We start from the raw sequence: 18,659 nt of genomic DNA, 5'->3' as shown, positions 1-18,659 counted from the left end.
TTTTGTTCAATTACTATTATACCTCTTTGAGATGTTTTTTTCTATTCTTACTGGCTAACTTAATTTTACAATATGGGTTAATATACAAGTCGTAGTTTTAACGGGGATTATATGTTTTTATCTGTTTTTTTGATACAGTTTTTCTATATCTTCATTTGTAGGTTTATCAAACAAAAATGTCTTTATAACGGCAAGAGTTTCTCTTGTATATGATATAAGAATTGAATTTGTTGGAGTTTTTGCAGGAACTGTCTTTGCTAAAATTCCAAATCTATGAAAAATCAGTTTAGCTCTAAACAAATGATAACTTGAAGAAATTACCATAATTTCATTTGGCTTTTTATCCAACATTTCAAGCCCGAATTTTATATTTTCAAAAGTATTTTTGCTATTTGGTTCTACGATTAGTCTTTCTTTTTCGATTCCTTTTTGTAGCAAATATTTTTGCATATATTCAGCTTGAGAAAATTCATTTCCTTTTTCTGTGCCACCACATAAAACTGCTTTGGCTTTTTTGTGTTTGTTTAAGTATTCAACGGTTGTATCAAGTCTTGAAATTAAAGTTTTTGAAAGTTTTCCGTTGTTTGCTTTTGCTCCGAGAACAAAAACATAATTTTCAAAAGTATCCATATTATTTTTTTGTGAATGAAAAATTAAAGATTGAATTAAAACAATTATACATAGTCCTAAAAATATGATAAGTTTTAAAAATTTTTTCAAAACAACCTCCTTAAATATGAGTTTCTAGTTGCTTAACAAATGCCTCAAGGTAAGTTTCTTCTTCTTTTGAAAATCTGTTAAAAATAGGGGAGTCAATATCTAAAACTCCAAAAAGTTTTTCATCTTTAAAAATCGGAATTACAATTTCAGAATTACTTTTTCCGTCGCAAGCGATATGTCCTTCAAAATTATGAACATTTTCGATATTCAAAGTCTTTTTTAGACTTGCACTTGTTCCACAAACTCCATTTCCTACTTTGATTCTAACACAAGCAGGAAGTCCTTGAAAAGGTGCAAGCACTAAATTATCGGTTTCTTTTTCTAAAATGTAAAAACCTACCCAATTTATATCTTCTAAGAAAAAATTTAGAAGTGCAACTGCATTTGATAAATTTGCAATTGTATTTGTTTCTTGATTACATAATTCATATAAATCTCTTATTAAATAGGAATATTGTTCTCCTAAAGTTCCTTCGTATTTTATCGGATTAAACATAAAAATCTCCTTAACTATTTATTAACTATTATATTAACATAAAATCTTTTAAAATACCAGATTTATATAAATAATGTATTGACAAAATATCTATTTATTGTTATCATATTAGAGTAATATTGATAACTCAAAAGAGAAAGTGCACATAGGGTTCCGAAGATTTTTCTTGCTGGACCAAGCTGTGCAGGTGCTTTGCACTACACCTAAGGGAGAAAAGCCCAGAAGGTAGGTTTCGCTTGAAGCCTACTTTCTGGGCATTTGTTTTTTGAATTTTAATTTCTTTAAGAGTTATTTTTGTTTTTATGAAAAAAATTTATTTAGGAGGACTTATGAGTACATTTTTGGAAAAGTTTTTTAAACTTAAAGAACACAAAACAAGTGTTAGAACAGAAATTTTAGCCGGTATTACTACTTTTATGACTATGGCTTACATATTAGTTGTAAACCCTACAATTTTATCTGAGGCAGGAATGGATAAAGGAGCAGTTTTTACAACAACAGCTATCGCATCATTCATAGGAACTGTTATAATGGGTCTTTGTGCAAATTATCCTTTTGCATTGGCTCCTGGTATGGGCTTGAACGCTTACTTTGCATATACAATTGTAATTGGTAGAGGATATAGCTGGCAATTTGCTTTAACAGCTGTTTTATTAGAAGGTATTATATTTTTAGTTTTAACATTTACAAAGGTTAGAGAAATGATTGTAAATGCTATGCCTTATTCACTTAAACAAGCAGTTAGTGCAGGTATTGGTATTTTCATCGCATTTTTAGGTTTATATCAAGCAGGACTCGTTAAACAAGGAAAGGGAATACCACTAGATTTAGGAGTTATTACAAGTGCAACTTCATTAATCACAATTTTCGGTATTTTATTTACAATTTTATTACTCGTAAAAAAAGTTCCCGGAGCTATTTTATTTGGTATGCTTGCTACAACTGTTGTATCAATCATCTGTGGAGTTTCTGAACTTCCAAAAGCAGTTGTTGGAACACCATCAAGTATAGCACCAATTTTTATGAAATTTGATTTTAGTAAAATTTTTTCAACAGAAATGTTTGTAGCGCTTTTTGCATTTTTATTCGTTGACTTATTCGATACAGTTGGAACTCTTGTAGGAGTTGCATCAAAAGCTGATATGCTAGACAAAGACGGAAATCTTCCAAGAGCAAGACAAGCACTTTTCGCCGACTCAATCGGAACAACAGTTGGGGCAATACTTGGAACATCAACAGTAACTACATTTGTTGAAAGTGCATCAGGGGTTGCTGAAGGTGGTAGAACAGGACTTACAGCTATCGTTACAGCTTGTCTTTTCTTACTAGCTTTAATTTTCCAACCAATCTTCTCTATAATTCCAACTTATGCAACATCTTCTGCTTTAATCGTAGTAGGATTATTTATGATTACAGGAATTAAGAAAATTAACTTTGAAGATTATACAGAAGCATTACCCGCTTTCTTAACAATTATTATGATGCCATTATCATACTCAATCGCAAACGGAATTGTTTTTGGTATAGTTTCTTATGCCATATTAAAATTAGTTTCAGGAAGAGCAAAAGAGGCATCACCAGTTGTTTATATCTTAGCTTTATTATTCATACTAAAATTTGTTGCAGAATCAGTTATGTAGATAAAATGAGCCTTAAGGGCTCGTTTTTTTGTGTGAAATTATAAAGTCAAAGTTTTTGAAAAAATTTAACTTTATCCTATTTGTTTTTTTAAAATTAATATCCAATTATTTGCTTATTTACACGAAATATGTTACAATTAGCCTTGTGTTAATTTAACAAAATGAATATTTTTATGAGGTGAATGAATTGATAAATGTAATAGATTTAAGTTTAAGTTTTCAAGGTCAAAAACTTTTTGATGACGTAAATTTATCTTTTACTCCGGGTAACTGCTATGGAGTAATTGGAGCAAATGGAGCAGGAAAATCTACTTTTTTAAAAATTTTAGAAGGTAGGCTTGAGCCTGATACAGGTTCTGTTTCCATAAAACCGAATACTAGAATGAGTTTCTTAGAACAAGACCACTTTAAGTTTGAAGATGAAAAAGTTATTGACGTTGTAATTATGGGAAATGCACGTTTAATGGAAATCATAAAACAAAAAGAGGCTATCTATGCAAAAGAGGATTTTTCAGATGAGGACGGAATTTTAGCGTCTGAACTTGAGGCTGAGTTTGCAGATATGGACGGTTGGAGTGCAGAGGCTAATGCCTCATCATTACTTCAAGGACTTGGAATCGGAACAAATTTACATGAAAGCAAGATGAGTGAGCTTTCCGGTAAGGAAAAAGTTAAAGTTTTACTTGCAAAGGCACTTTTTGGGAATCCTGAAATTTTAATACTTGACGAACCTACTAATGACTTGGACATTAAGAGCATATTATGGCTTGAAAATTTCCTTATGGATTATGAGGGAACTGTAATTGTAGTTAGCCACGACAGATATTTCTTAAATAATATCTGTACTCATATGGTTGATATTGACTTTAGAAAAATTAAAATTTTCGTTGGAAATTACGATTTTTGGTATGAATCAAGTCAGCTTATGGCGCAAATGATAAAAGACCAAAACAAGAAAAAAGAAGATAAAATCAAGGAATTACAAAACTTTATTGCAAGATTCTCTGCTAATAAGAGTAAATCAAAACAAGCGACAAGCCGTAAAAAATTACTTGATAAAATTCAAATTGAGGATATACAACCATCAACAAGACGTTATCCATTCGTTGGTTTTGAAATGGAAAGAGAAGTTGGAAACCAAATTTTAGAGGTAAATGAAATTTCAAAAACTATTGAAGGAAGACTCGTCCTAGACAAAGTTTCATTTATGGTTAATAAAAATGATAAAATCGGTTTTATCGGCGATGAATTAGCTATATCAACACTTTTTAAAATTTTATCCGGAGAAATGGAGGCTGATAGTGGAAACTTTAAATGGGGTGTTACGATTTCAAGATCATATTTTCCAAAGGATAATACGGAATTTTTCAAAGATACTCCTTACAATCTAATTGATTGGTTAAGACAATATTCAACAGAACAATCTGAAATATATATCAGAGGATTTTTAGGAAGAATGTTATTCTCAGGAGATGATGCCTTAAAACCGGCACAAAAACTTTCCGGGGGAGAAAAGGTTAGAATGATGCTATCATATATGATGCTTAAAAATTCAAATGTTCTAATTCTTGACCAACCGACAAATCACTTAGACCTTGAAAGCATCATTAGTTTGAATAACGGACTTAAAGCATTTAAAGGAAATATCTTGTTTGCAAGTCATGATACTGAATTTATGAATACAATCGCAAACAGAATTATACACATCGAAGAAAATGTATTTGAAGATAGACTTATGACTTACCAAGAATACATCGAAAGATTTGTAGAAAATCAATAAAACAAAAAGGTACGCAAAATTTTTAGCGTACCTAGACGATAGGTAAAAAGCTCATCTAGTTTATTTAGATGAGCTTTTAAAATGCTTATTTTAAAAAAAATATAAGATATTTTTAATATATAACTATTGACAAATTTATGTAGAATTGGTACAATTTCGCTATACTTAATAAAATATAAGGAGGTTTTTATGAAAAGAAAAATTTTATCTTTGTTAATGGCATTGTCTATTTCAAGTACAACATTAATTGCTTCTGTTCCATCTAGTGCAAAGGTTGTTAAACAACAAGTTGCAACTGCCAAAGCAGAATTTATTCCGTATATTAACGGGCTTAAAGTTACAAATTTTGATAAAATCAAAAAAGAAGGACTTAAATTAAAACTTGAATATTATGATTATTCTGGGAATACAGGTTTTAAAAAAGTTTTTTCAGAATTTGTAGATAATAAACTAGTTGCAGAATTACCAAGAATGAAACAAGGAATTGAACTTCGTCCTGAAAATAATATTAATGCAAATGAATTTGGATTTAAAGTAAAGAGTGCGGACTATAATTTTAGAGAGGATAAAGTACCGGTATTTACGGGGATTGACTATTCTGGTGATGATGAAGGAGAACCATACTATATAGATACTACAAAAGATCCTCTAGTAGCAATAAACTATGAGTTAAAATATGATTTAAAAATAAATTTAGAAAATTTAACACATGATTTATCAAGTGTCAAGTTTAAATTATTTGACCACGATAAGCGAGAAGTTAAAGTCGAAAGTGTAGTTGAAAACAATTCTATAATTTTAAAAAATATAGAATATAATCCTATGGCTTATACTTTGAGATTGGTTGGTCCTACAGGATTAACTTTAGAAAAAAATAAAACAGATGATAATTTAATTCAAAGAAAAACTGAGCAAGATTTATTTGATTTAAACGTTAATTTTAATAATGCGATTTATGAAAATGGAAAAAATCCTGTTATAGTTACGACATTAAAAGAAAAACAAAAAGAAACGACAAAACCTATAGATATTAAAGATATTAATTTAAGAAAAAAAGTATATGAAAACAATAGAGATATAGTTAATCATTTTCCAAATGATGTAGATAAGGAAAAATCAAAGAAAAATTATGATATATTTCCATCTCAAATAGAGTATATTAAAGAAATTCAGTTAGATAATGGAATGGATTTAACAGGTATTGAAAATTTGTCAAATATTACTATGTTGAGTGCGAAAGGAGCTAGTAATAAAGCTCTTAATTTATCAGCTTTTCCAAAAATGCAATATCTTGATTTATATTCAATAGGCTTTGAAAAATTGGACTTATCTAATTTAAAAGAGCTTATTTCATTGAAGGCAAATAACAATAATCTTACAGAATTAATATTGCCAAAGACTGATACTTTTAACTGGCTTGATTTATCTAATGATGTACATGATAAAAACTTACCTGAAAATAATTTTAATAAGGGTATAGATTTTTCAAATGTCAAGATGTTAAAATATTTAAACCTTTCTCATCAAAAAGAAAAAATTGAAGAAATAGATGTATCATCACTTAAAAATTTGGAACATCTTTCAATTGATAATCATAAGTTAAAAACTATTAATTTAAAAAACAATCCTGAATTACAGTATTTTTCTGCAAATAACAATTTTGGAGAAGATGGACTTACAGAAATTGACTTAACAAAAAATCCAAAATTACAACAAATTCATTTGAAAGAAAATCATTTAAAGGAATTAAATTTAGGGAAAAAAACTATTTCAGGTCTTAATATTTATGGAAATGAAATAAAAACTCTAGATTTATCAAATGTTAGTTTTATTAAAGATGCTTATTATGATCATACTCAAAAAACTAAGATAAATGCAGAATATAAAGATGGAAAATTTATAATTGATATGAATAAGTTTTTTGGAACTGAAAATATTTCAAAAATTTTATTTTTAAAGGATGAAAATATTTCTTATAATGAAAGAACTGGAATTTTAACGTTGAATGAAAATTTCTTTAAAGTAGAAAATCCAAAAGTAGTATATAAATATAATACCGGACATGATAGAATTGAATATCAAGCAATGAGAGTTGAAGTTTCAGTTAAAAAGCCGGAAAGTTCTGATCCTAGCAAACCTGATATTCCTAGCGAACCTGAGACTCATATAAATAAAGAAAATAAGGATATACATGTTGAAGGAACTGAAGAAATCAAAGATTTTAATCTAAAATTTAAAAAATTGGATTCAAATGCAATAGAATCTTTAAAAAATAAAAATGCCGATTTATATGATATATATTTTGAAAATAAAGATGCGAAAATAGTAGATATTAAAACAGGAAAATATACTGTTAAAATAAAAAAATCTAAAACTGAAAAAGTTAAAAATGTATATTATGTAAAAGATAATGGGGAATTGGTAGAACATGATTTTGAAGATGAAATCGATAAAGTAAAATTCCATACAACACATTTTTCTAAATTTGCAATAGTGTATGAATCACAAAAAACTCCTGAAAATAAGGATAAGGATAAAGATAAAAACAAAGAAATCGATAAAAACAAGGAAATTGACAAAAACAAGGAAATTGATAAAAACAAAGAAATTGATAAAAACAAAGAAATTAATAAAGATAAGGATAAAGATAAGGAAAAAAATTCTGAAAATAAAAGAAAAACAAAACTTGTTAAAACAAATTTATCAAATACATCTTTATGTTTGACAGTATTAGCAGTAATTGGAGGCGTTATTTCTTCAAAGAAGAAAAAATAATATCTAATTATAGTATTAGAAACGGTTGAGGAAGTTTTTAAAAAGTAAATAAAACAAAAAGGTACGCAAAATTTTTAGCGTACCTTTGTTTTTTAAAATTTACCAATATCTTCTCTGTAAAAGAATGAATCTGTTTTTAGTTTTTCTATGTCTTTATATGCAAGCTCTCTTGCTGTTTCAAAGTCTTTTGCCATTGCTGTTACGATTAAATTTCTTCCACCTTTAGCAAAAATTTCTCCTTCTTTTTCTTCAACACCCATAAAACAAATGTCATTATCGACAGGAACAAGTTTCATTTTATCTTGACATTTTTCTTTTGAAGGATAACCGTTTGATGCAAGTACAATACCAACACAAACATCATCGCTCCAAACTATTTCAGGTTCTTTGCCATTCATTACGTCAAGAATATTTTGAACGAAATCGGATTTTAATCTAGGAAGTAAAACTTCTGCCTCAGGGTCGCCAAGTCTTGCATTAAAACTTAAAACTTTTATTCCGTCTTGTGTTATTACAATTTCTCCATATAAAAATCCTTCGAAACCGTAACCGTCCTCGTACATTGATTTAGCCATCGGTTTTAAAATTTTTTCAACAACTTGTTCTATTTCATTATCCGTAACTTTAGCAACCGGGCTACAAGCACCCATACCACCAGTATGCTCTCCGTCCTCGCTGTCTGAAGTTCTCTTATAGTCTTTAACTATTTGTAAAGGATAAATTTTTTCGTTTTTAACTAATGTAAAAATTGAAAATTCTTTACCCATAACAAATTCTTCAACTAAAATCTTTGAATTTTCATTTTCGTCAAATATTTCATTTACTATATCATTTGCCATTTTATTACTTCTTGCAATAAAAATGCCCAAATTTTTTGATAAAGAGTCGATTTTTATGGTTACAGGGAATTTTTCAAGAGTTGAAACAAATTTCAATGTTTGTTCTCTGTCTGTGAATACAACATATTTAGTTGTAGGAATTTTTAATTTTTCCATAAGTTGTTTAGTGAAATACCTGCTTGATTCGATTCTTGTAGCAGATTTAGTCGGAGCAAAAATGTTTAAACCTACTTTATCAAATTCATCTTTTATTCCAAGAGCCAATACATCGGAAGGGCCTACCAAAGTTAAATCTATATTTTCTTTTATTGCAAAATTCTTTACTTTTTCAATATCATACATATCAATATCTACCCTAGTCGCATCTTCCATTTTACAATTTCCCGGTAGAACATAAATTTTTTCAACCAAATTGCTTTTCTTACAAGCCTTTAACATTGCGTGTTCACGACCACCTTTACCTACAATAAGTACCTTCATAAAATCACCTCGTTTATATTTTTTTATTATTTTTTGTTTATTAATTTTAAATTTATTAATTTTTAATTTATTATATCGTGTTTCCTTTTTGATAACTAAATTAATGTAAACACGATGAAATATGAATAACTCTATTTTATAGAGTTATTCATATTATATCACTCTAATAAAGTTTTTTCAACTTTAAAAGTATAAAGCAAAGTTTTTGAGTTTTTTAATAAAAATTGATAAAAAAAGAACATTATTATTTACAATTTTTATATTTTGTTTTATAATATTATTGTTGTGTATTTTACAATTATTTATTAGGGGGAAAAGATATGTTATTCTTCGAAAACGATTATTCAACGGCAACGCATCCGGAAATTTTAAAGAGAATTGGGGAGCTTAATTTGGAAAAATTATCCGGCTATGGTTGTGATAAAGTTAGTGAGAGTGCTAGAGAAAAGATAAGAAAAGTTTGTGAAAGAGATGATTTAGAAATTTTCTTTTTAGTTGGTGGAACTCAAACTAATGCTGTTATGGTAAATTCTATTTTAAGAGCTTATGAAGGTGTTGTAGCTGTTACTACAGGACATATAAGTACTCACGAGGCAGGAGCGATAGAATATACCGGACATAAGGTTTTAACAATTCCTCAACATCAAGGAAAGATGAATCCAGATGAATTAAAAGATTATTTAGTAAGTTTTTATAATGATGATTTACAAACTCATTCTGTTTATCCAGGAGCTGTTTATGTTTCTCACCCAACAGAATATGGAACATTATATACAAAAGCTGAACTTGAAAAAATTTCTTCTATTTGTAAAGAATATGAAATCCCTTTTATCCTAGACGGAGCAAGACTTGGCTATGGAGTTTCAGCAAGAGAAACAGATGTTACAATGGCTGATATAGCAAGATTATGCGACGTGTTTTACATAGGTGGAACAAAACTTGGTGCATTGTTTGGAGAGGCTCTTGTTTATAAAAAAGAAAATTGTCAAAAACATTTTTCAACTTTTATAAAAACTCATGGAGCATTACTTGCAAAAGGTTATGTAACAGGAGCACAATTTGATGAATTCTTTACAAATGATTTGTACTTTAAAGCAGGTAAACATGCAATTGATATGGCTGAAAAGCTAAAAGCCGGTCTTAAAGCAAAGGGATACAAATTCTACTTTGAATCTCCGACAAATTTACAATTTCCTATTTTAGAAAATGAAAAAGTTGAAGAGCTTTTGAAAGAGGTTGTATTTAGCTTTAGAGAAAAATACGATGATAATCATACAATCATTAGACTTGTTACTGACTGGTCAACAAAAGAAGAAGATGTTGATAAATTGTTAGAATTATTTTAATTTTAATTTAAGTTTAAAAACTGTTACCCTTGGTAGCAGTTTTTTTGTGAAAAATTTTAAAAAATATATTGACTTTATATATTATACACTATATAATATAGATAAGTTAATAATAGATTTTTAGAAAGGAGAAATTATGTTTTCGATACAAGGACAAATTTTAGATTTTTGTGTTCTTGCGATAGTTAATCGAAGAGATACTTATGGTTATGAAATCACTCAAAAACTTATGGCGACTATTGAAATTTCAGAGTCAACTTTGTATCCTGTCTTGAGAAGGCTTTTAAAGGGTGGACTTTTGGAGAGTTATGATGTTTCTTTTGATGGTCGTAATAGAAGATACTATCGTATAACTAGAGCGGGACGAGATGTTTTGATTTTTAATAAAGAAAAATGGGATTTATATGTTGAACAGGTAAATCAGATTATTGGAGGTAGTGATGAATAGACGAACTTTTATGAAAAAACTTATGTCTTATTTAAAAAATATTTCTAAAGATGAAAGAGAAAATGTAGAAAATTTTTACAATGAAATGTTTGATGAGCAAGGTATAGGATTTGATGACGAGGTGCCAAGCAGTTTTGGAAATCCAAGAAAAATTGCAATGGAAATTTTAGCTGATGATATTGAAATGGAGGAAAAGAAGAGTAAGAACAACGGCAAAAAGAAAAGTAGTTTTTGGAAAAAGTTGTCTTTGGTTGGTCTTGGGATTTTCTCATTCCCTGTTTTAGTTCCAATTTTTGTTATTGCTATTGTTTGTTTTGCGTTATGGGTTACTTTTTCGATTATAGGTTTACTTATTTCGCTGTTCACTCTACCGTTTTCTATAGTTTTTAATATTACTTCCGTATTTAACTGGGGCTTTAGAGTTTTATGCTTTATAATTTTGCTTTACGCCTTTATATGGCTTATAAAGTTTTTATATAGAACTTTGGTAAGAGATATTTCAAATAATCCTGGAAAATATGCTAAAAAATATGTTAGAGTTAAATATCAACCGAGTGAAGATGATTATGAAATTTATGATGAGGATGAAATGGACTATTCAAATGAAAATATGGATACCTTTTTTGAGGGTATTGATTATATAGATATTGACTTAAATGCTTTAAATGTAAAATTTGAGAGAAGCGATGATGAGCTTGTCAGAGTAAAGGCAAGAAATGTAAAGAGAACAAAACTTTTCTGCGAAAAGAAAGGCGATAAGTTAAAGATTTACAATAAAGGCTTGGTTGGAAAAGTTAATAAAAACGGAATTCAAATAGATGATGAGTTCATTAAAGATTCTACTCTTACTATTTATATTCCTGAAGATGTTTCAATTTCAGGAGAAATCAATGCTACAAATCTTAGAATCAACGAATTGGAACTTGAAAAATTCAATTTACAAGTAAACGCAGGAAATGTTACTTTAAATGATATGGAAGTTGAATATTTTGATGTTGTTGTAAATGCCGGAAATATTAAAGGTGAAGTAGAATACCAAGAGATGTTTAAACTTGATGTTAATGCAGGAAATGCAACTTTAGAAGTTGAAAAATTATATGGAGAAATAGAATACGAATACAGTGTTGGAATGGGAAGTGTGAGAATTTTCGAAGAATCTTTTTCAGGCTTTGGAAAACACGGAAGAAAGAATAAAAATTCAGACGTTAATATGAAGATAAAATGTGAAGCGGGTAAAGTTACTATAAGATAAGTTTTAGATCTTTAATTGTAAACTTAATTATGTTATAATGGTGTTGTAAAATATTTTATATTAGGAGGAAGAATATGACTAACAAGAGTGCATGGTTACAAATTGAAGATGCAGAAAAAAATTTAGTTTTTGATTTCTGTGAAGACTATAAAAAGTTTTTGACAGTTGCAAAGACAGAAAGACTTGCTTGTACAGAAATTATTCGTCAAGCGAAAGAAAAAGGCTTTAGAGATTTAGAAGAACTTTACAAAACAGGTGAAAAATTCAAAGCCGGAGATAAATTTTATCTAAATCATAAAAATAAGTCAGTTGCTCTTTTTGTAATGGGAACTGAACCTTTAGAAAATGGACTAAATATCGTTGGGGCGCATATAGACAGTCCGCGTTTAGATGTTAAACAAAATCCTTTGTATGAAGCGAATAATTTAACAAAAATGAAAACTCATTATTATGGTGGAGTTAAATTATATCAATACGCAACAATTCCTCTAGCAATTCATGGGGTTGTTTACAATTCTGCCGGAGAAAAAATTGATATACATATCGGAGAAGATAAAGACGATCCAGTATTTTGTGTAACAGATTTATTGATTCACTTGTCAAAAAATCAATTAGCTAAAACAGCTCGTGAGGCTCTTGTTGGAGAACAAATGAATATCTTAATGGGCAATATGCCTTTAAAGGATACTGAAAAAGATGCTGTTAAAGAAAATGTTCTAAAATTGATAAAAGAAAAATATAATTTTGAAGAAGAAGATTTCAAAATTGCAGAATTGGAAATTGTACCGGCAGGAGAAGCAAGAGACTTAGGACTTGATAGATCAATGGTTTTAAGCTATGGACAAGACGATAGAGTTTGTGCTTTTACAACAATGCGTGCAATTTTTGAAATTGAAAATCCAAAGAGAACAGCTTGTGGATTATTCATGGATAAAGAAGAAATAGGTTCAATGGGTAATACAGGAATGGCATCATATTTCTGGGAAAATACAATGACTGAACTTGTAAATCTTGAAGGAGAATTTTGCCAATTAAAAGTTAATCGTTCATTAAAAAATTCAAAAGTTTTATCAGCTGACGTTGCAGCAGGTTTTGATCCTGACTTTGCGGATGTTAGTGAACAAATGAACTCTGCATTTATCGGTTCAGGTATTTCAATTTGCAAATATACTGGAAGCGGTGGAAAGTTCGGATCAAGTGATGCAAATGCTGAATTTTTAGCAGAAGTTAGAAAAGTATTCAAAGAAAATAAAGTTGTATGGCAAACTGCAGAACTTGGTAAAGTTGACCAAGGTGGTGGTGGAACAATCGCTCTACTACTTGCAAAATATGGCGCTGAAGTTTTAGATGCAGGCCCTGCTACATTAAGTATGCACTCACCTTACGAAGTTACAAGTAAAATAGACGTTTATATGAGTTACAAAGCATACAAAGCATTTATGCTTTAAAAAATTAAAGAGTGTTAGTTTTGACTAGCACTCTTTTTTATCTTTTTTGTAAAATTGTAATATTTTTTTAACTATTTGTATTCTTCAACAGTGTTTTTTTCTATTCTCACTGGCTAACTTAATTTTACAATATGGGAAATTAAGTTAATATAAAATTTTGTAAGCATTAATTTTAAAATTGACTTTTTGTGTGATTTTTTTAAAAATAAAAACGTTTTTTGCTGTTTTTGTGATTGCAATCACTGATAAATGTAAAAAAATATTGTAAAATATATATACAAAGAAAAATAAATTACATATTTAGATAAATCTAAAAAATGAATGATTAATAGGAGATGATTTTATGGACGCATGGAGAGGTTTTAAAACTGGTAATTGGACTGAAAATATTGATACAAGAGATTTCATTCAATTAAACTATACTCCTTATGAAGGAGATGAAAGTTTCTTAGCAGAGCCAACTGAAAGAACAAAAAATTTATGGAAAAAAGCTGAAGATTTAATTTTAGAAGAAGTTAGAACAAAAACTATTAAAGTTGATACTACAAGAGTTTCTGGAATTAATAACTTCCCGGCAGGATATTTAGATAAAGAAAATGAATTAATCGTAGGCTTCCAAACTGATGAACCAATGAAGAGAATCGTAAATCCTTATGGTGGATATAGAATGGTAACAAATTCTTTAGATGCTTACGGATTAAAAATGGATCCAACTATTGAAAAATATTTCAATGAATTTAGAAAAACTCACAATCAAGGAACATTCGATGCTTACACTTCTCAAATGAGAAAAGCTAGAACTGTTGGTCTTTTAACAGGTCTTCCTGATGCTTACGGACGTGGAAGAATTATCGGCGATTACAGAAGAGTTGCTCTTTATGGTATCGACAGATTAAGAGAAGATAAATTAAATGAATACAAAAAATTAGAAAGTGAATTAGCTTCTGAAGATATAATAAGACTTAGAGAAGAACTTTCTGAACAATACAGAGCTTTAGATGAAATGAAGAAAATGGCTATGGAATATGGATGTGATATTTCTGTTCCTGCTAAAAATGCTAAAGAAGCTATTCAATGGTTATACTTCGGTTACTTAGCAGCCGTTAAAGAAAACAACGGAGCTGCAATGAGTCTTGGTAGAAATGGCGGTTTCTTAGATATCTACATCAAGAGAGATATTGATGAAGGAACTTTAACAGAAAGCGAAGCTCAAGAATTAATCGATCAATTCGTTATGAAACTTAGAATGATGAGACATTTAAGAACTCCTGAATATGATGATTTATTCGCTGGAGATCCTACTTGGGTTACTGAATCTCTAGGTGGTATGGGTCTTGATGGAAGAACATTAGTTACAAAGACAGCTTTTAGAATTTTACACACTTTAACTAATTTAGATTCTTCACCAGAACCAAATATGACTGTTCTTTGGAGTTTAGATTTACCGGAAGGCTGGAAAAATTATTGTTCAAAGATGAGTATTCAAACAGGTTCATTACAATATGAAAATGATGATGCAATGAGACCGGTTCATGGAGATGACTATGCAATTGCTTGTTGTGTATCTTCAATGGTAATTGGTAAACAAATGCAATTCTTCGGAGCTAGAGCAAATCTTGCAAAATCACTTCTTTACGCTATTAACGGTGGCGTTGACGAAATGAAAAAAGCAAAAGACGGTTCTTTAATCAAAGTTTTAGATGGTATTGAACCAATTAAAGATGAAGTTTTAGATTTTGATAAAGTTTATGCTAACTACAAATTAGTTTTAGAAAAAGTTGCAAAACTTTATGTAAATACAATGAATACAATTCACTATATGCATGATAAATATGCTTACGAAGCAGGACAAATGGCTCTACACGATACTTTTGTTCACAGATACATGGCTTTTGGTGTAGCAGGTATCTCAATCGTAGCAGACTCACTAAGTGCAATTAAATATGCAAAAGTTAAACCAATAAGAGATGAAAATGGATTAGCTATTGACTTTGAAATAGAAGGAGATTTCCCAACATACGGAAACGATGATGACAGAGTTGACTCATTAGCAGTAGAAGTTATCGAAGGCTTTATGAATGAACTTAGAAAAACTCCAACTTACAGAAATTCTGAACATACACTTTCAATCTTAACTATAACTTCAAACGTAGTTTATGGTAAGAAAACTGGAACAACTCCAGACGGAAGAAAGAAAGGCGAACCATTTGGACCGGGAGCAAACCCAATGCATGGAAGAGATAAGACTGGTGCGATTGCATCACTTAACTCAGTTGCGAAAATTCCTTTTGCAGGATGTTGTCAAGACGGTATTTCAAATACATTCTCAATAGTTCCAACAGCATTAGGAAAGAGTGAAGATGAAAGAAAAGTTAATTTAACAAACTTAATGGACGGTTATTTTGAACAATTAGCATTCCATTTGAATGTTAATGTACTTGACAGAGCAACTTTATTAGATGCTTACGATCATCCGGAAAAATATCCAAACCTTACAATTCGTGTTTCTGGATATGCAGTTAGATTTAACAGACTTACAAAAGAACAACAAATGGAAGTAATTCATAGAACTTTCCACGAACATTGCTAATTAGTTGTTGACATATAAACAAAGCAGGATACCCTGCTTTGTTTTTTCTACATAAAAAGAACTATATAAATTAATGATTAAAGGTGATTTTATGGTAATAGGCAGACTACATTCAATCGAAACAATGGGTCTTGTTGACGGACCGGGCATAAGGACAATTTTCTTTTTACAAGGCTGTCCGTTAAGATGCCTTTACTGTCATAACCCGGATACACAAACATTACAAGGGGGTACAGAGATAACACCTGATTTTGTGCTGTCTAAAGCTAAGAGATATAAAACCTATTACAGAGGAAATGGTGGAATAACTTTTTCCGGAGGAGAACCTCTTTTACAAGGAGAATTTCTAGCTGAAACCCTAAAATTACTAAAAGAAAATGGATATAATACTTGCATAGATACAAGTGGTTACGGAAATGAAAAATATTTTAAAGACATTTTAGAAAATACGGATACAATTCTTTTGGACGTAAAAAGTTTTTCAAACCAAGGCTACATTGAAATGGTAAAACAAAAAATGGACGGATTTTTTACATTTCTAGAATACATTGAAAAATATTTTAAAGGAAAAATTTGGTTTAGACATGTAATGGTGCCTGGCTTTACAGACAATAGAGAATCAATGGATAAATTTATCGAAATCATAAAACCATATAGAGATAAAATTGAAAGAGTTGAAATCTTACCATATCACGTAATGGGCGTTGCAAAGTATAAAGAAATCGGAAAAGATTACAAACTAAAAGACGTTCCAGCAATGAATAAAGAAAAAGCTGTTATGCTCGAAAGTTATGTAAGAAGTAAATTAAATTTAAATTAATAATTATATTTAAAATCACTCGTTTGAGTGATTTTTTTTTATACTTGATTTTAAGTTGTTTTAAGGTTATACTTGTATCATATATTTGAGAAAGTACGGGGTGATTTTATGAGAATTTTGGTTTGTGAAGATGAGATAGATTTGGCTGATGGTCTTTGTGCGATTTTGAAAGGCAATAAGTATTCTGTTGATGTTGTTTATGACGGAGAGGAGGCTCTTACTTATCTTGGTGCAGAGAATTATGATGCTGTTATTTTAGATATTATGATGCCGAAGGTTGATGGAATAACTGTTTTGAAAACTATAAGAGAAGAGGGAAATAGTATTCCGGTTATTATGCTTACTGCAAAGTCTGAACTGGATGATAAGATTGTTGGACTTGATAGTGGAGCAGATGATTATCTTACTAAGCCTTTTGAAGTTAAAGAACTTCTTGCAAGACTTAGAGCTATAACTAGAAGAAAAGAAAATATTACGGATAATGTTTTGACTTTTGGAAATATTACTTTGAATAGAACTAACTTTGAGTTATCTTCTAAAAAAGGAAATTATAAACTTGCAAGCAAGGAGTTTCAAATGCTTGAAATGTTTATGTCTGCTCCTTCTACTATAATTTCTGCAGATACTTTTATGGATAAGATATGGGGTTATGATACGGATTCTGATATAAGTGTTGTTTGGGTTTATATTTCATATATTAGAAAAAAACTTGCGAAGTTGGAGGCTAATGTTGAGATAAAGGTTACTAGAAATGTTGGTTATTCTTTGGAGGAATTAAATGGAAAATAAACTTCGAAAAAAGTTTGTATATTTTTCTGTTGGCATTATAACTATTGTCCTTTTATCTATAACTGCGTTTGTGAATATTACAAATTTTTATAATATTAAGTACAGTTCGGACAATTTGCTTAATATTCTTGTTTTAAATGACGGAGAGATGCCAAAATTTACAATGTTTGAGGATTCTTTAGAGGAGGATAAGGCTTCGTATGCTAAGAGTTTTTCAAATAGATTTTTTACTGTTAAGACTGATGTTAAGAAAAATATTGTAACGGTTAATACTGATGATGTTTTTTTGACAAGTTCTTCTGAGGCTGTTGATTATGCTAAAGCCGTATTGTCAAAAGGGGATAAGACGGGTTATTATAAGGGATTTAAGTATGTTGTGTCGTCAGCTGAAAATGGCATTTTGATTGCATTTGTAGATGTTGTAAAGGATTATGACGTTTTTTATTCAACTTTGAAAAATAGTATAATTATTAGCTTTTTTGTATTAGGACTTGTTACATTCTTTTCAATTATTTTATCTAAAAAAGCTGTTTCTCCTATGGTAAAGGCTTATGAAAAACAAAATGCTTTTATTACAGATGCGAGCCATGAGTTAAAGACACCGCTTGCTATAATAAATACAAGTGCCGATGTGCTTGAAATGGAAAGTGGACAGAGCAAGTGGACTAACAATATTCATAAGCAAGTAAATAGATTAAACGGTCTTATTGGAAATTTAATCTCGCTTACAAAGTTAGAGGAATTGAATTCTTTGGAAGTGTTGGATTTTTCACTTTCTGATATTGTAGAAGAATCGACAAATGAAGTTAAAGACTTGGCTCTAAGCTTGGATAAAAATATTCTAGTTGATGTTGAAAAGGACATTTCGTTTAAAGGCGATGAAAAACTGATTAGACAACTTGTAAATATTCTTCTTGATAATGCAATTAAGTATGCAAGAGAAAAAACTGATATAAAAGTAAAACTTTCAAGACAAAATAGGAAAATTACATTGACTGTCGAAAATGAGGCAGATAATTTAGAAGTTAAAAATTATAATGTTTTATTTGAAAGATTTTACAGAGCGGATTCGTCAAGAAATAGTAAAACAGGTGGCTATGGAATAGGGCTTTCCATTGCTCAGTCGATTGTTCAAAAACATAAGGGCAAAATTTCTGCTGATAGTTTTGACGGAGAAAGAATTATTTTTACAGTTAAATTTTAAAAGTAGCGAAAGCTACTTTTTTTGTATAAAAA

14 protein-coding genes are annotated in these 18,659 nt (G+C 29.7%); 11 read left to right on the top strand and 3 right to left on the bottom strand.

Going from position 1 to position 18,659, the window contains the following annotated elements; genetic code table 11:
- Nucleotides 1-117: 117 nt before the first annotated feature.
- Together IBJ83_RS06240 and IBJ83_RS06235 are read right to left on the bottom strand one after the other, a co-directional pair.
- Nucleotides 118-720 (bottom strand): YdcF family protein, encoded by a 603-nt coding sequence (locus tag IBJ83_RS06240; RefSeq protein ID WP_201275798.1) that lies wholly within the window; start codon nucleotides 718-720, stop codon nucleotides 118-120.
- Nucleotides 721-730: 10 nt separating this feature from the next.
- Entirely contained in the window at nucleotides 731-1,216 is a 486-nt protein-coding gene (locus IBJ83_RS06235) for a GAF domain-containing protein (RefSeq protein WP_068474076.1), read from the bottom strand.
- A gap of 329 nt (nucleotides 1,217-1,545) precedes the next feature.
- Here IBJ83_RS06235 and IBJ83_RS06230 point away from each other — a divergent pair, with 329 nt between their 5' ends.
- The 3 genes from IBJ83_RS06230 to IBJ83_RS06220 all read left to right on the top strand — a co-directional run bounded on the left by IBJ83_RS06230 (nucleotide 1,546) and on the right by IBJ83_RS06220 (nucleotide 7,411).
- Complete coding sequence (locus tag IBJ83_RS06230) at nucleotides 1,546-2,856, top strand: NCS2 family permease (RefSeq protein WP_201275797.1); 1,311 nt, start codon at nucleotides 1,546-1,548, stop codon at nucleotides 2,854-2,856.
- Between the two features lie 187 nt (nucleotides 2,857-3,043).
- The gene (locus tag IBJ83_RS06225) at nucleotides 3,044-4,636 is read left to right on the top strand and encodes an ABC-F family ATP-binding cassette domain-containing protein (RefSeq protein ID WP_201275796.1); all 1,593 of its coding nucleotides are present in this window, start codon (nucleotides 3,044-3,046) and stop codon (nucleotides 4,634-4,636) included.
- A gap of 189 nt (nucleotides 4,637-4,825) precedes the next feature.
- Entirely contained in the window at nucleotides 4,826-7,411 is a 2,586-nt protein-coding gene (locus IBJ83_RS06220; RefSeq protein ID WP_201275795.1) for a leucine-rich repeat domain-containing protein, read from the top strand.
- 92 nt (nucleotides 7,412-7,503) lie between these two features.
- Here IBJ83_RS06220 and purD read toward each other — a convergent pair whose 3' ends face one another.
- On the bottom strand, nucleotides 7,504-8,730 hold the full coding sequence (gene purD, locus IBJ83_RS06215) for a phosphoribosylamine--glycine ligase (protein WP_201275794.1): 1,227 nt from the start codon (nucleotides 8,728-8,730) through the stop codon (nucleotides 7,504-7,506).
- Between the two features lie 320 nt (nucleotides 8,731-9,050).
- Between purD and IBJ83_RS06210 the strand changes: the two genes are divergently transcribed.
- The 8 genes from IBJ83_RS06210 (at nucleotide 9,051) to IBJ83_RS06175 (ending at nucleotide 18,627) form a co-directional block, all read left to right on the top strand.
- The gene (locus tag IBJ83_RS06210) at nucleotides 9,051-10,076 is read left to right on the top strand and encodes a threonine aldolase family protein (RefSeq protein WP_201275793.1); all 1,026 of its coding nucleotides are present in this window, start codon (nucleotides 9,051-9,053) and stop codon (nucleotides 10,074-10,076) included.
- Between the two features lie 136 nt (nucleotides 10,077-10,212).
- Nucleotides 10,213-10,524 (top strand): PadR family transcriptional regulator, encoded by a 312-nt coding sequence (locus IBJ83_RS06205; protein WP_068474136.1) that lies wholly within the window; start codon nucleotides 10,213-10,215, stop codon nucleotides 10,522-10,524.
- Nucleotides 10,517-11,776: a DUF4097 family beta strand repeat-containing protein gene (locus IBJ83_RS06200; RefSeq protein ID WP_201275792.1), complete on the top strand. Its 1,260-nt coding sequence runs from the start codon at nucleotides 10,517-10,519 to the stop codon at nucleotides 11,774-11,776. Before IBJ83_RS06205 ends, IBJ83_RS06200 begins: the two co-directional genes overlap by 8 nt.
- A gap of 74 nt (nucleotides 11,777-11,850) precedes the next feature.
- Entirely contained in the window at nucleotides 11,851-13,224 is a 1,374-nt protein-coding gene (locus IBJ83_RS06195) for an aminopeptidase (RefSeq protein WP_201275791.1), read from the top strand.
- A gap of 343 nt (nucleotides 13,225-13,567) precedes the next feature.
- Nucleotides 13,568-15,814: a formate C-acetyltransferase gene (pflB, locus tag IBJ83_RS06190; RefSeq protein WP_201275790.1), complete on the top strand. Its 2,247-nt coding sequence runs from the start codon at nucleotides 13,568-13,570 to the stop codon at nucleotides 15,812-15,814.
- 91 nt (nucleotides 15,815-15,905) lie between these two features.
- A complete protein-coding gene (gene pflA, locus IBJ83_RS06185; protein ID WP_201275789.1) occupies nucleotides 15,906-16,634 on the top strand; it encodes a pyruvate formate-lyase-activating protein in 729 nt (242 codons plus the stop codon).
- A 108-nt stretch (nucleotides 16,635-16,742) separates the two neighbouring features.
- Nucleotides 16,743-17,423, top strand: a complete 681-nt coding sequence (locus IBJ83_RS06180; RefSeq protein ID WP_201275788.1) for a response regulator transcription factor — start codon at nucleotides 16,743-16,745, stop codon at nucleotides 17,421-17,423.
- Nucleotides 17,413-18,627, top strand: a complete 1,215-nt coding sequence (locus IBJ83_RS06175; RefSeq protein ID WP_201275787.1) for a sensor histidine kinase — start codon at nucleotides 17,413-17,415, stop codon at nucleotides 18,625-18,627. The genes IBJ83_RS06180 and IBJ83_RS06175 overlap by 11 nt, the downstream gene beginning before the upstream one ends.
- Nucleotides 18,628-18,659: the final 32 nt, after the last annotated feature.

This window comes from Parvimonas parva (assembly GCF_016552165.1).
GTDB lineage: Bacteria > Bacillota > Clostridia > Tissierellales > Peptoniphilaceae > Parvimonas > Parvimonas parva.
This window is presented reverse-complemented; position numbering and strand designations above follow the sequence as displayed.